Here is a 13,108-nt window from a genome sequence, read left to right as displayed (position 1 = left end):
GGAGGATGCCCATTCAGTCCCTCTTAAAACATTTCACTGATTGTTTTCGCCTGCATGTGGAGGGCCAAATAATCCGGGCCGCCCGCTTTTGAATCAGTGCCGGACATTTTGAAGCCTCCGAACGGATGGTAGCCGACAATCGCTCCCGTACAATTGCGGTTGAAGTACAGGTTGCCGACATGGAATTCCTGTTTCGCCCGTTCAATATGTTTGCGGTTATTTGTAATGACCGCGCCTGTCAAACCATATTCAGTATTGTTGGCCACTTCTAAAGCTTCATCAAAGTTTGACACTTTAGAAAACGCCACGACAGGCCCGAAAATTTCTTCCTGCATGAGTCTGGCTTTCGGATCAAGGTCAGCGAAGATCGTCGGCTTGATAAAGTAGCCTTTTGAATCATCTCCGGTGCCGCCGCTTACTAAACGGCCTTCTTCTTTTCCGATTTCAATGTAGCTCATGATCTTGTCGTAAGAACCTTGGTCGATGACAGGCCCCATATAAACATCTGCACTGTCAGGTTTAGCAGTTACTTTTGATTCCGTAATTTCAATGACACGCTCCAATACTTGATCATACACTTTTTCATGGACAACTGCACGTGAACCTGCAGAACATTTTTGTCCGGCAAAGCCGAATGCAGATGTAAAGATGGATTGAGCCGCTAATTCAATGTCCGCATCCTCGTCGACAACAACCGTATCTTTACCGCCCATTTCAGCAATGACACGCTTTAAGTGCTGCTGGCCCGGCTGCACTTTCGCCGCGCGTTCAAAAATTCTCGTACCGACTTCACGTGATCCTGTAAATGTGATAAGGCTTGTTTTCGGATGGTCAACAAGATAATCGCCTACTTCTGCTCCGCTTCCCGGCACAAAGTTGACTACGCCTTTTGGCAATCCGGACTCTTCAAGCACTTCAACAAATTTTGCTGCAATAACAGGTGTAGCACTCGCAGGTTTTAGAACCACTGTGTTTCCAGTAACGATCGGCGCCACTGTTGTTCCTGCCATGATCGCAAACAAGAAGTTCCACGGCGGAATAACAACTGTCACTCCAGTCGGCGTGTACACATATTGGTTTTTCTCGCCTTCACGGCTGTTGACCGGTTTGCCTTTTGCCAGTTCGATCATTTGGCGTGCATAATACTCCATGAAGTCAATCGCTTCAGCCGTATCTGCATCAGCTTCGTTCCAAGGTTTTCCCGCTTCCTTGACGAGCAGGGCGGAGAATTCGTGCTTTCTGCGGCGGACTTTGGCAGCTGCGCGGAACAAAACGGCCGCTCTTTCTTCAGGGGATGTGTATCTCCACTCTTCGAACGCTTTCGCAGCAGCTTCAATCGCTTGCTCAGCGTGCTCCTGGGACGCCTTTGACACTTTTCCGACGACTTCTTCTTTATCAGCCGGATTGATTGAAACGATTTTCGCTTCCGTCTCTACCTTTTCACCGTTGATGACGAGCGGATAATCTTTTCCCAGATACTCATTTACCGTCGCAAGCGCTTTCTTAAATTCTTCAACGTTCGATTGATCTTGGAAATTCGTGAATGGTTCGTGTTTATAAGGTGTAGTCATTGTCATCTCTCCCTTTTTTACTTCTTAGTCATCCCTTTAAAGGCGAATGCGATGTTTGAGGGGCGTTCGGCGAGCCGTCTCATGAAGTAGCCGTACCAGTCATCCCCGTAAGGCAGGTAGACTCTCATGCGGTATCCTTCTTCCACCAGGCTGAGCTGGGTTTGCGAGCGCATGCCGTACAGCATCTGAAACTCAAAACGGTCGTTTGGAATGCCGTGCTCTTTGGCAAGCTGTTTTGTAAACTCGATCATTTTGTCATCATGCGTGGCAACTGCCGTATAATGTCCTTTTAAAAGCTGTTTGCGGATGAGTCTTTTATAATTTTCATCGACGTCGCTTTTTTCAGGATAGGCCACCTTTTCCGATTCTTTATAGGCCCCTTTGACAAGCCGCAGAAACGGATTCAGCGGGCTGAGGTCATCAAGATCCTTCTCCGTTCTGTACAGATAAGCCTGCACCACGGTGCTTACATATTCATACCGGCTCCGGAAGTCTTTAAAGATATCCAGCGTTTTCTGGCATCTCGTTTCATCTTCCATGTCAATCGTCACCATGACTTTATGTTTTTCAGCCGTCTGGAGGATTTTCGTCATATTTTCATAGACGAGATCGAGATCTATATCAAGACCTAAAGATGTCATTTTTAATGACACTTGGGAATTCAGCTGTTCATCAGCGATTAAGGCGATGGTCTGCATGCACTCCTCGGTGCGTTCTTTCGCGACATCACCGCTGTTGACAAATTCACCCAAATGATCGACAGTAACTGACAGCCCCTGGCTGTTCAAATGTCGGATTGTCGGGATAGAACTGCGGAAATCCATTCCTCCGATGATTTTGCCGGCTGCCACACGGCTTCCCCAGCTTCGCGCCATCTTATTGAGAAAGCTGCTCTTGGATAAAAATAAGAAAAAATCTCTTGTAATCACTTCCAACCTTAACACCCCGCAATCTAAGAAGTATTTGTATGAGTCTATTGTAAATGGACAAAACATCCTCTCACAATATTCTAAAAATACAAAGATTCTGATAAATTTTTGTGGTTTTACCACAATCAGCTTCTTAGATAGCAGGCGGATTATGCCGAAAAATGGCGGACGGAAATGACGGCAATCGTCAATTTCCGCCTTTTTCCCCCCACGCCTCTTCGACGGACTGAATCAATAGCTGATTCAGTTCCTCCGTTATGTCAGGTTTCGGCGTTTTGATCGTTTTGACATAGTGCCCGATGCGTTCTATTTCTTCTTCTATAAATGCATGAATGATCGTATTTCTCGGTTCCGGAGCCAGCTCCTGACCGCTTTTTTTCCTTGTAAGCAGTGTATTGATTTCAGAAATGAGCGCTTCATCCGTCAATAAGGCATCGGCCAGTACGGGAAATGACATCGGCGGTACGGAGCCGAACGTTTCAATCCATCTGCAGGCAAGGAGAGGACGCAGAACATAAAAATACTTTTTAATCCTCACTTCACTGCCTCGCAATTCCGTTTTTTCATTCCGTTTTGCCATATTGAGATAATGATAGATGCCGGCTTCAGGCGAAAAGGCGCGGTTTTTCAGTTTTCGAAGCTTTTCAGCCGCTGAGAAAGCTTCATAATAGATCATCTCAGAAGAGAGCCATTCCAAAAGAGGCGGATTTGATTTTTTATAAAGCCTAAGCGCTTTTCTCAGTTCCCAGCCGCTGATGTCAAGCATGTCATGAATCGGCTCTTCTATGACATCCCTATGCGGTTCGATCGAAAAGTACCATTCTTTTTTCGGCACATAGAGAAACCGTACATCGTAGTCGCTGTCGCTTGACGGAAATCCCCATGCGCGGCTCCCTGATTCTACGGCATAAAGCACCTTGACGCCGTGCTGTGCTTCAATTCGTTTTAATTCTTCGATGATCCTTTGTTCCATCTGTATCCGTCCTTTTCCGTGATGATTCCTGAAAAAAGCCCAAGTACTTGGGCTTTTCGCTATCGTCAGCCTTTCAGATGCGCTTTCAGAAAGGCCAGCTTTTCCGTATGGAAAGAAGGTATGTATTCATGTCCGAAATACCGGTAAACCTTCAATTCTTTTTCCGTTTCCAGGTGATTGTAAGCGGCAAACACCGTCGACGGCGGAGTCACGCGGTCAATCAGCCCGATGGACATGAGCACCGGAACTTTTACGCGGTCCGCCAGATTCATGATATCAAAATAGGCCAGTGTATTCATCGCGGCCTTCTCCGTTTCAGGGCTGCCGTTCTTTCTGAAAAAGGAGTTAATCTCAAGATACGGCTCATCAAGAGCGACATCAATGGCCCGCTCAAAATTGCTTAAATAAGGATAATCGGCCGCAACCGCTCTCGGGATGTCAGATAGTGCCGCCGCGGCGATTGAAAGTCCGCCTCCCTGGCTCCCGCCGATGACGGCGATCCTCGTTTCATCCACTTCCTCAAAGCCGCTGATGACTTCCAAAGCCCGGACGGCGTCTAAGTACACGCCTCGGTAATAATATGTATCTTTATCTAAAATCCCTTTTGTCATCCAGCCGGGAACGTGTCCGTGCGGTGAGACACCTGTATCTGTGCTGCTGTGCTGACCGCGGACAAGCATGCCGAACGCGGCATATCCGTGTAGCGCCCAATTTACGATGTCATGTATATCCCCGTCATAGCTCGCGTTATAGCCGTGATATTTCACGATGGCCGGATGCGGTCCTTGCCGGTCGGGAACGGCGTACCATCCCTCAATTTCCGCCTTGCCGAAGCTTCGGTATGTCAGCCGGAATACTTTCACACCGTCAGCCGGGTAGCTTTCAGCCTTCAATTCAGGCTTTGCCTCTTCCTTTGCAAGCTCATGTAATGATGATGCCCAAAAATCCGAAAAGTCATGAGGAGCGGTTTTATTTGGTTTATAGGTTTGCAGTTGGTCGAGCGGCAAGTCGTATAATTGCATATCCGATTATTCTCCTTTGTTTTATAAGATTTAATTTTCTGACTCTATCTTAACACGATTTTGCACTCATTTTCTAAACATTTTAATAAACGTTTGTTTAAAAACAAAAAAGCCGTGCGCTCACAGCGTCACGGCTCTTTTTACATCGGCTGATACAGGTCCCAGCCGATTTTTAACGTTTCTACGATATAATCGGCTATTTCTTCTGGTTCCAGATTATCCGTCGCCACTTTTGAATTATGTTTATCATAGATGCTTTGGCGCTCGTTAAAGAGCTGCTGCATTTCATCCATGGAACGGTTATGCAGAACGGGACGGCTTTCAATCAGCAGATCAGCCCGCTGCTTCCAATTCTCCCATGATAGATCAAGATGGAGCACGAGACAGTTTTCAAGGCAGCACTGTCTGATTTCCTCTTGTTTAAACGAACCGCCCCCAAGTGACACGATCTTGAATTTTGTATTGCGGCAGATATCTAATATATAGTCCTTTTCAGTCTGACGGAAAAAGGCTTCACCTTTTTTCTCAAACATTTCCGGGATGGACATCTTGAAATCTTTCTCAATCTGCAGGTCAATATCAATGAAGTCTCTGTATAATTTCTTAGCGACCAGCTGGCCGATTGTTGTCTTTCCGACACCCATGAATCCGATCAGTACGATATTTCTTTCTCTTACGGGAATGGCACGTTTTGCGTTCATCTTCGGCGAAATCCTCCTAAGAAATGAAAAAGTTATGTTTATTATATGATAACTCAATATTGAAATATAGAGATAATGCAATGAAAGAAAACCCATCCTTTATTAAGAAGAGATGAGTTTTTCTTTCTATCGGAGCGTAATGCGTTCCACCTTTCCGACAATGAAAATATAAGAAAATGCCCCGATAAATGCGACAGCGCCGACAAACAGAATCGCTCCGTTATATGAACCGGTCGCAGAAACGATAAACCCGATGATAAGCGGGGTGATAATACCGGCCATATTGGCGAAAAAGTTAAACACGCCTCCAGCCAATCCGATTGTCTCGCTTGGCGCCACCTCACTCAGCATCGTCCAGGATATATTGGACATGCCCTGCGCAAAAGAAGCAATGGATAAGATCGTCAAAACCGCAGGAGCAGAATCCGTAACATTCGCGAGCACGATGGAGCCTGTCAGCAGAAGACCGAGGATGACGGGCGTTTTCCGGGCAACGTTCACCGACACGCCCCGTTTCATCATTCCGTCAGACCAATATCCGCCGAACAATACGCCGAAAAAGGCGGCGATATACGGAATTGATGCGGCGAAGCCGACTTTTAAGAAAGCCATGTGCTTTGCCTCCGCCAGATAAGTCGGAAACCATGTCAAAAAGAAGAACAGCGTGGAGGCTACTGCGAATTGGCCGATATACAAGCCGACAAGCTTGCGGTATTTAAGAAGCTGGACGAAATCCGGCCACGTGATCCTGCCGGCTGATTCTGACACCTCTGTCAGTCCGCCGCCTTCTCTAATATAATCAAGCTCCTCCCGGTTCACTTTCCGGCACCGATTCGGCTCGTGATACATTTCGAACCAGAAAATGGAGAAAACAAGCCCGAGCACCCCTGAGGAAATAAAGACGGCGCGCCAGTCAAATGCCGTTAACACCCAGAATAAAACCGGTGTGGCGAACGCCAGCCCCACATATTCCCCCGCCGTATAAGCACCCGTCGCAAAGGCGCGTTCCCGCCTTGGAAACCATGTCGTGACAATCCGGTTGTTTGCCGGAAACGCAGGCGATTCAGCCAGCCCGATAATCAGGCGGCAGCCGAATAAAAATCCGAAACTGGCCGCAAAAGCCTGCACTCCGGTGAAAACAGACCAGATCAATAAAGAAACGCCGTACGTCCGTTTTGACCCGAAATTGTCCAAAATGAGCCCGCCGGGAATCTGCATTCCCGTATAAGTCCAGCTGAATGCGGAAAAGACGACGCCCAAAAGCGCGGGCTTATGTTCAGCGATGTCTGAATGGACGGGGCGGCGATGGATACACTGGCACGGTCTATATAATTAATCGCAGTGATAAAAAACAAAAGAATCAGTATCACATAACGAGCGCGAGTCGGTTTATTGCGGACGGGACTGAAGTCCGTCAGCTCCGTTTCATTTTTCAATGGCTTCTCCCCCTTACTCGAATGAAATTAATTGTACAACACTTCGGTCAATTATTTAATACTTTGACGCAAAAAAGCGCTAAACAATTTACACACCCCGCTTATAAAAAAGTGTCTGCCCTTTTCATCTGTTTATCCGTATCGCACCCGGGGAAAAAGTGCACATATGATAGAAAGTTACGGGAGGATTACCGATGAAACTGAGTTTTTGCACGACAGGATTTAAAAAAAAGCATATTTTCGACGTCATTTCTTTCGCGAAGGAGCACTCCTTTGAGGGAATCGAACTGTGGTACGGACACGCTAAACAATATATAGAGGAAATCGGCCCGCTCGACAGGCTTGATCAGCAGCTTCAGGAGGAAGGCATCGGGGTGCCTGCCGTCAGTTTGTACACTGACTTCGCCACTCAGGATGAAAGGCAGGCGTTAAAGGATGTTCAAAGGGCATTAAGCGCGGCACGACAGCTGCGCAGTCCCTTGATCAGAGTCTTTGCCGGCAATCTTCCTTCGCATCGGACATCACCGGAAAAGTGGCAGCGTGCGGTTGATCAATTTCAGCAGGCGGCACGGCTCGCAGATGACTATGAAGTCGATATCGGGCTTGAGATTCATTACGATACGTACGCGGATACACCGGAGGCGGCGCTGGCATTTTTGGAGGATGTCGGACATCCGCGGGTCCGCACCATTTTTGATGGCTCCAACCTACACGTCAATCACGTTGACCAAATGTCCGCTTTAGAAAAACTGTATCATACCGTCAGCCACATTCATCTGAAAAACTATCACTGGAATTTTGACAACTGGTATCTCAGCAAGCCGGTGTCTGTTCTGCAAGGGGATTTACGGCAGGAACCCTTTCTGAAAGAACTGTTGAACAGGCAATACGGCGGTTTCGTGTCACTCGAATACTTCGGTCATCATGCTGAAGCGCATATGAAAGAATCTCTGAATGAGATCAGGCACTGCTTTAAGAAATAAAAAACATCCCTTCAGAGGGGATGTTTTTTCAAATTAAGAAAAAAATTTTAGAAACATAGAAGGGATTTTATGGATAATAATCTAATTATTAACACTGTAATACATTTCATTTGAAAAGGGAGTGCTCGAAATGAAATTCAAAAAAGTGTTAACCGGTTCTGCGCTGTCTCTTGCCTTACTGATGTCTGCCGCTCCTGCCTTTGCCGCATCACCAACAGCATCTTCATCCGTGGAAAATAGCCCAATCTCAACGAAAGCAGATGCCGGCATTAATGCCATCAAACTCGTTCAAAGTCCTAACGGCAACTTCGCTGCTTCTTTCGTTTTAGATGGAACAAAGTGGATTTTCAAAAGCAAATACTATGACAGCAGCAAAGGGTATTGGGTAGGGATTTATGAAAGTGTAGATAAATAAAAATGAAATAAACAAAAAACCTCCCTTTCAAAAGGGAGGTTTTTTTCATTCTATTTCCACCAATCATCAAACATTGATGCCGGCACCTGGCGCTTGTGCTCCGTACTGAGGTAGCGTTTTTCCAGCGCCTCAATCACTTTGGAAGATACGTCCTTGCCTTCTAAATAATCATCAATGTCATTGTATGTGATGCCGAGTTCGGTCTCATCAGTCTGCTGCGGTTTTTCATCAAGCAGATCGGCCGTCGGTAATTTCAAATACAGGCGCTCCGGCGCACCGAGCTCTTCTAATAAACGTCTGCCCTGGCGTTTCGTTAATCCGGTCAGCGGCAGCAGATCAGCTCCGCCGTCACCGTATTTCGTGAAGAAACCGGTCACCGCCTCGGCCGCATGATCGGTTCCGATGACAAGCAGCCCCTCTTGTCCGCCGATGGCATATTGAGCGATCATTCTCATTCTGGCCTTTACATTTCCTTTGTTAAAGTCAGACAGCTGATCGCCCGTGTCTTTTTTGTACTGATCAGCGAACGCGCTGACAGCGGACTTAATATCAAATGTCCATGATTTATCAGGTTTAATGAATTTGAGCGCCAATTGGGCGTCATCCTCATCCTGCTGTGTGCCGTGCGGAAGCCGGACGGCGATAAATTCCGCATTTCCGCCTTCTTCTCTGATGCTCTCAGCCGCCAATTGGGCGAGGCGTCCCGCAAGCGTGGAATCCTGCCCCCCGCTGATGCCGAGCACAAAGCCTTTGGCACCTGTTTTTTTCAAATATTGTTTCAGAAAGTTCACTCTGTCCTCAATTTCTTGTTTCGGATCAATTGAGGGCTTTACATGGAGATCATTCATAATCTGTTTCTGGATGCTCATCCCAATCACTCCTCCTGCATTGTTTCTTTATGATCCATTTCCCGTTCATGCTGAAAATGAATCATGCCACTATGTACGACTCTCTGTTAAATATAGCACAGGTCCGGATTTTAAGTGAATCAAATACACCGGGATCAGCTGATTTCCACCCGCAGCGCCGTGATGCTGTCTCCGTTGCATTTTCCTTTTTCGATCGGACAGGAGGAGAATGCGACGACGAGATCCATTTCCGCACGGAGCCGTACATAATCACCCGCGTCAGAAAGAGGCGTTTCGACTGATAAGTTCCCTTTCTCATCGAGCACCGTGTTCATAAAAATGGCGAATGGGTAATGCATATGCGGCCGCGGCACCCCGAATGGTTCAAGCGCTCCGCTCATATTGTCATAGCACGTATCCTGGAGCTCGTCTTTATGCTTTCCGTATAAAAGCCTGTTCATATCCGGACGGCAGGCGGGAAGCAGCAGGTCATGCTTGCCGACTGTATCCTCAATCAGCGTCAGCATCGGCTTGTATAAATTCGAATAAATATGATCACCCGTTTTTACATGAATGGACTGGTTGGCATCAATCGTCGCGCCCTGATCAAGATGTTCATAGAAGTCCTTGGCATGATACGCCGTGAAGTCAGCCACCTGCTGCCCTTCCACATCGACTACTTTTATAATCTGCCCTTTGTGAACCTTCAGGCCGAGCCCTTTTTTCGGCGGTACGATAAATTGCTGTGTCATCAGACTGCTCCTTTTTTTCTTCTATTATGAACTCCGTCCGTTTGTTTCATGTAAAGCAATTTATTGGATGTATATTCCCCTTCTGACGGCTGCAATCTAAGCTTTGATAAAGGGGTTGAACTTCATGGGTAAATCACAGGACCAGCCTAAAGGAAATCTCGCTTGGTGGCAGCTCTCCTTAATCGGCGTCGGCTGCACAATCGGGACGGGCTTTTTTCTCGGGTCCAGCATCGCTATTGTCAAAAGCGGATATTCCGCGCTGATCTCATTTCTTATTGCCGGGCTTGGCACCTATTTTGTCTTTGAGCAGCTCGCGAAGCTTTCGGCTAAACAGCCCGAAAAGGGGTCTTTTTGCGCTTATGCGAGAAAGGCTTTCGGCACTTGGGCCGGTTTCAGCAACGGATGGGTGTACTGGTCGTCCGAGATGCTGATTACGGGAAGCCAGCTGACAGCGATCTCGCTGTTTACGAAGCATTGGTTTCCGAATGTGCCGCTGTGGATTTTCGCCTCCATCTATGCGGTGCTCGGTCTTTTGATTATATTTACGGGGCTGTCCGTTTTTCAAAAAACGGAAAATGTGCTCGCTGTTGTCAAGACGGCGGCGATTTTTATGTTTATCGTGATCGCCATATTGGCGCTGTGCGGTATATTTTCTCATAAACCGGATGTGCAGGTGCCGAACGAATCAAAGGATTTGTTCCCGCACGGCGCGATGGGGTTATGGACGGGACTGATTTATGCGTTTTACGCCTTCGGAGGAATTGAAGTCTTGGGGCTGATGACCGTACACTTGAAAAAACCGGAGGAAGCCTCAAAATCAGGCCGGCTGATGCTTGCCGTACTTGCGGTGATTTACGTCATTTCTCTCGGCCTGGCGCTGCTGTTAGTGCCGCTGGGCAAATTCACCGAGCAGGACAGCCCGTTTATTACATCGCTGAAGGGTTTTCATTTAGATATCATTCTTGATATTTTTAACGGGATTTTTATTATTGCGGGATTTTCCACGCTCGTCGCCTCGCTGTTTGCCGTGACGACATTGCTTTGTACAATGGCCGATGACGGGGATGCGCCGAAATGCTTCAGATTAAAGGAAAACAAAAAAATCTGCTGGCCTGCGCTCGGATTGACGTTTGCCGGACTCATCGTCTCCATCATCCTGTCATTGGTGCTGCCGAAAAATATATATGAACACATGACAACCGCGGCGGGTCTGATGCTTCTTTATACGTGGCTGTTCATTTTGTTCTCGGGCAAGAAACTGCTCGAAACGACAAAGATGGGAACCGCACAGATTTTTATCGCCCTTGTGCTGATTGTCGCGGCCGTCTCCGGGACGCTGTTTGAGAAATCGAGCCGGCCCGGTTTTCTGGTCAGCCTTTGTTTTCTCGCCGTCATTGCGATCGTGACATGGATCGTACAAAAAAAGCAGGGACACAGCCCTGCCGGATCATAGCTTATTTCGTCGGTTTAAACAGTCTTTTCAAATAAGAAAAGGGACACTTTGACACTTGCGTCTCATCATCACGGAGGAAATATTGCTTCCATTCTAAATTGTCTTTTCCTCCGTACCACCCCAATCGGGGATGAAGAGGGGCTTCATCATACGCCTCTAAGCGTTTTCTGATCAGCCGGCTCATGTTTCGTCCGAACGCGGTTGAATCATTTAATCCTTCGAAAACCCATCTCGGCTGAAACGCCAGCATAAAAAACGGGAAGCTTCTGCTTTGTCTCGCTTCATGCGCAGGCGTCGCGCACAGAATAAAATACGGCTCGCCGTCAAAGCAGAACTCCCATTTATAATGTTCAGGGTCTTCCGGCATGTCTTCCGGCCAGTCATTCGGGTCGCAGCCGCTCATCCGGTTTAAAAAAGACCAGAACAGCTCTTCATACGCCTCAATGGAATAATGCTCAGCTAAATCCTCAGGCGTATCAAAAATCACAAGCAGCGACGCGTATCTTCCAGTATCCCTTGAGATCTTTCCGTACTCGGACAGCAGCATCCCCACTTCCTCCGGGGTTCCGTCTTCGCGGGGATCACCCGCAAAGGATATCCGGAGCTGATCTGTCAAAAATCCCTGACGTCCGGGAATGCACGGAAACGTATCCGCTTTATCGCCTACTTTTTCTGATAGAAGCTCAAAAGCGATTCTCTGCCAATTTGGCAGATCCAATAACTTTTCCTCAAGGCAACTTTTTGTGTACAGCCCGCTTGCCATCGGCCCACCTCCAGTATCGTCAAGATACGTTATGACGGAGATAGGCGATGGGTGACTCTTCTATTTATGAGATGAGCATTTGAATCCCCTGCCATCCGAAATAAAACCCGAAAACGATCAAAGACACACCCGCCGCTCCCGTCAGCCAGCGGAGCGCTTTTTCATGAAGGAGATTTCTGAAAGTGCTCGCGGCGACCGCCATGCAGAAATCCCAGATCAAAATGCCGAGAAGAATGCCGGAGCTGTAAATCAAAAGCTGATTTGCATCGAAGGATTCAGCGGTTTTGGCGAGAATACTCCCGTATATGCCGAGCCAGAATAAAATGCTCAGCGGATTGGAAAGAGAAATAAAAAATCCCGCGCCGAATGTTTTGTAAAAAGCCGGTTTTCCTTTTCCGCTTCTGACATTCATGGCTTCCCTTATATTTTTTAACGTTTCGACTCCCGTATAGGTCAGCACAAAAAAACCGAAGAGCCACAAAAACGTTTTAACGAAAGGTGCCGTCAAAAATTGAGACAGCCCGAAATAGATCAGAATCATATACAGCCCGTCCGCGGCCATGGCGCCAAGACCGAAAATCCATGCATGCCAAAAGCCGTTTTTGATGCCCTTGTCAATTTGCGCCGCATTGACCGGGCCGACAGGTGCTGACAATGACAGCCCGAGAACGATGTAGCTTAAAAAGATGTTCATTGGCTTCCCCCTCATTCATGCAACTTGTACAAGTTATTCATGAATGGGCCGTGCTATGATACATTATTTTAATTTCTCAAGCTCGTCTTCCATCATGTCCGTCGCTTTTCCTAAAAAATCGAATATCAGCTGCAGTTCTTCTTCTTTATATTGCCGGCAAAGGCTGATCGTGGACTGGGATAAGGAGCTGAACAATTGCTTCACATTCGCTTTTCCAGCTGTCAGCGGCACGATGATCACCCGCCGTTTGTCTTCCGGGTCTTTTTTCCTCATGACATATCCCGCTTTTTCGAGCCGGTCAATGAGCGCCGTTACCGAACCTGTGCTGAGGCCGGTTTTTTTCCCAAGCTCGCCTGCGGTCATCGGGCCTGCTTCATTTAAGATATCAGCTGATTTTAAATCGGTCGGAAACAGACCGAGAGATTGAGCGGCCGCCTGATGAAACAGGATCGTCCTTGTGGCCATCTTCCGGAATAACTGTATCGCGGTTTCCTCCGTCTCGCTTCTGGTATTTCTTGTTGACAACTGACAGGCCTCCCTATAAAATCAATTTATCTTGACGATCAAG

General features: G+C 47.4%; 13 protein-coding genes and 1 pseudogene. 3 read left to right on the top strand and 11 right to left on the bottom strand.

All coding sequences use genetic code 11. The annotated features are described in order from the left end of the window. Nucleotides 1-23: 23 nt before the first annotated feature. The 6 genes and pseudogenes from pruA to OQ477_RS17010 form a co-directional block, all read right to left on the bottom strand. Entirely contained in the window at nt 24-1,571 is a 1,548-nt protein-coding gene (pruA, locus tag OQ477_RS17035) for an L-glutamate gamma-semialdehyde dehydrogenase (RefSeq protein WP_011996302.1), read from the bottom strand. A 17-nt stretch (nt 1,572-1,588) separates the two neighbouring features. After that, nucleotides 1,589-2,500: a proline dehydrogenase family protein gene (locus OQ477_RS17030; RefSeq protein ID WP_087920787.1), complete on the bottom strand. Its 912-nt coding sequence runs from the start codon at nt 2,498-2,500 to the stop codon at nt 1,589-1,591. A gap of 187 nt (nt 2,501-2,687) precedes the next feature. Then, nucleotides 2,688-3,473: a nucleotidyltransferase domain-containing protein gene (locus OQ477_RS17025; RefSeq protein ID WP_265973312.1), complete on the bottom strand. Its 786-nt coding sequence runs from the start codon at nt 3,471-3,473 to the stop codon at nt 2,688-2,690. A gap of 65 nt (nt 3,474-3,538) precedes the next feature. Next, the gene (gene cah, locus OQ477_RS17020; protein WP_045206676.1) at nt 3,539-4,495 is read right to left on the bottom strand and encodes a cephalosporin C deacetylase; all 957 of its coding nucleotides are present in this window, start codon (nt 4,493-4,495) and stop codon (nt 3,539-3,541) included. A 140-nt stretch (nt 4,496-4,635) separates the two neighbouring features. Continuing rightward, nucleotides 4,636-5,196: a shikimate kinase gene (locus tag OQ477_RS17015; RefSeq protein WP_032872779.1), complete on the bottom strand. Its 561-nt coding sequence runs from the start codon at nt 5,194-5,196 to the stop codon at nt 4,636-4,638. A 126-nt stretch (nt 5,197-5,322) separates the two neighbouring features. After that, nucleotides 5,323-6,632, bottom strand: a pseudogene (locus OQ477_RS17010) (MFS transporter). Between the two features lie 194 nt (nt 6,633-6,826). Here OQ477_RS17010 and OQ477_RS17005 point away from each other — a divergent pair. Together OQ477_RS17005 and OQ477_RS17000 are read left to right on the top strand one after the other, a co-directional pair. Next, nucleotides 6,827-7,615, top strand: a complete 789-nt coding sequence (locus OQ477_RS17005) for a sugar phosphate isomerase/epimerase family protein (RefSeq protein WP_224181559.1) — start codon at nt 6,827-6,829, stop codon at nt 7,613-7,615. Between the two features lie 130 nt (nt 7,616-7,745). Continuing rightward, the gene (locus OQ477_RS17000) at nt 7,746-8,030 is read left to right on the top strand and encodes an antimicrobial peptide LCI (protein ID WP_265973309.1); all 285 of its coding nucleotides are present in this window, start codon (nt 7,746-7,748) and stop codon (nt 8,028-8,030) included. 50 nt (nt 8,031-8,080) lie between these two features. On the opposite strand, the gene nadE is transcribed toward OQ477_RS17000, so the two are convergent. Together nadE and OQ477_RS16990 are read right to left on the bottom strand one after the other, a co-directional pair. Next, nucleotides 8,081-8,899 (bottom strand): ammonia-dependent NAD(+) synthetase, encoded by an 819-nt coding sequence (nadE, locus tag OQ477_RS16995; RefSeq protein WP_094032907.1) that lies wholly within the window; start codon nt 8,897-8,899, stop codon nt 8,081-8,083. Between the two features lie 134 nt (nt 8,900-9,033). After that, complete coding sequence (locus OQ477_RS16990; protein WP_011996295.1) at nt 9,034-9,630, bottom strand: DUF1989 domain-containing protein; 597 nt, start codon at nt 9,628-9,630, stop codon at nt 9,034-9,036. A 124-nt stretch (nt 9,631-9,754) separates the two neighbouring features. Here OQ477_RS16990 and OQ477_RS16985 point away from each other — a divergent pair, with 124 nt between their 5' ends. After that, on the top strand, nt 9,755-11,083 hold the full coding sequence (locus OQ477_RS16985; protein ID WP_007609261.1) for an amino acid permease: 1,329 nt from the start codon (nt 9,755-9,757) through the stop codon (nt 11,081-11,083). 1 nt (nt 11,084) lies between these two features. On the opposite strand, the gene OQ477_RS16980 is transcribed toward OQ477_RS16985, so the two are convergent. From OQ477_RS16980 to OQ477_RS16970, 3 genes are all read right to left on the bottom strand, one after another. Then, nucleotides 11,085-11,846, bottom strand: a complete 762-nt coding sequence (locus OQ477_RS16980; RefSeq protein WP_265973306.1) for a YqcI/YcgG family protein — start codon at nt 11,844-11,846, stop codon at nt 11,085-11,087. 64 nt (nt 11,847-11,910) lie between these two features. After that, nucleotides 11,911-12,540 carry a LysE family translocator gene (locus OQ477_RS16975; protein ID WP_007409057.1) on the bottom strand — a complete coding sequence of 210 codons (630 nt, stop codon included), beginning with the start codon at nt 12,538-12,540 and terminating at the stop codon, nt 11,911-11,913. Nucleotides 12,541-12,603: 63 nt separating this feature from the next. Further along, a complete protein-coding gene (locus OQ477_RS16970) occupies nt 12,604-13,065 on the bottom strand; it encodes a MarR family transcriptional regulator (protein ID WP_032872770.1) in 462 nt (153 codons plus the stop codon). Between the last annotated feature and the right edge of the window lie 43 nt (nt 13,066-13,108).

This window comes from Bacillus sp. ChL18 (assembly GCF_026241425.1).
GTDB classification, from domain to species: domain Bacteria; phylum Bacillota; class Bacilli; order Bacillales; family Bacillaceae; genus Bacillus; species Bacillus velezensis.
Note: the sequence above shows the minus strand (reverse complement) of the source record. Positions and strands in the feature narration are given on the sequence as shown.

Bases quoted from the DNA above. Each gene is read 5' to 3' on its own strand.
- pruA (WP_011996302.1), bottom strand. From the start codon at position 1,571: ATGACTACACCTTATAAACACGAACCATTCACGAATTTCCAAGATCAA.
- OQ477_RS17025 (WP_265973312.1), bottom strand. From the start codon at position 3,473: ATGGAACAAAGGATCATCGAAGAATTAAAACGAATTGAAGCACAGCAC.
- cah (WP_045206676.1), bottom strand. From the start codon at position 4,495: ATGCAATTATACGACTTGCCGCTCGACCAACTGCAAACCTATAAACCA.
- OQ477_RS17015 (WP_032872779.1), bottom strand. From the start codon at position 5,196: ATGAACGCAAAACGTGCCATTCCCGTAAGAGAAAGAAATATCGTACTG.
- OQ477_RS17005 (WP_224181559.1), top strand. From the start codon at position 6,827: ATGAAACTGAGTTTTTGCACGACAGGATTTAAAAAAAAGCATATTTTC.
- OQ477_RS17000 (WP_265973309.1), top strand. From the start codon at position 7,746: ATGAAATTCAAAAAAGTGTTAACCGGTTCTGCGCTGTCTCTTGCCTTA.
- nadE (WP_094032907.1), bottom strand. From the start codon at position 8,899: ATGAGCATCCAGAAACAGATTATGAATGATCTCCATGTAAAGCCCTCA.
- OQ477_RS16990 (WP_011996295.1), bottom strand. From the start codon at position 9,630: ATGACACAGCAATTTATCGTACCGCCGAAAAAAGGGCTCGGCCTGAAG.
- OQ477_RS16985 (WP_007609261.1), top strand. From the start codon at position 9,755: ATGGGTAAATCACAGGACCAGCCTAAAGGAAATCTCGCTTGGTGGCAG.
- OQ477_RS16980 (WP_265973306.1), bottom strand. From the start codon at position 11,846: ATGGCAAGCGGGCTGTACACAAAAAGTTGCCTTGAGGAAAAGTTATTG.
- OQ477_RS16975 (WP_007409057.1), bottom strand. From the start codon at position 12,540: ATGAACATCTTTTTAAGCTACATCGTTCTCGGGCTGTCATTGTCAGCA.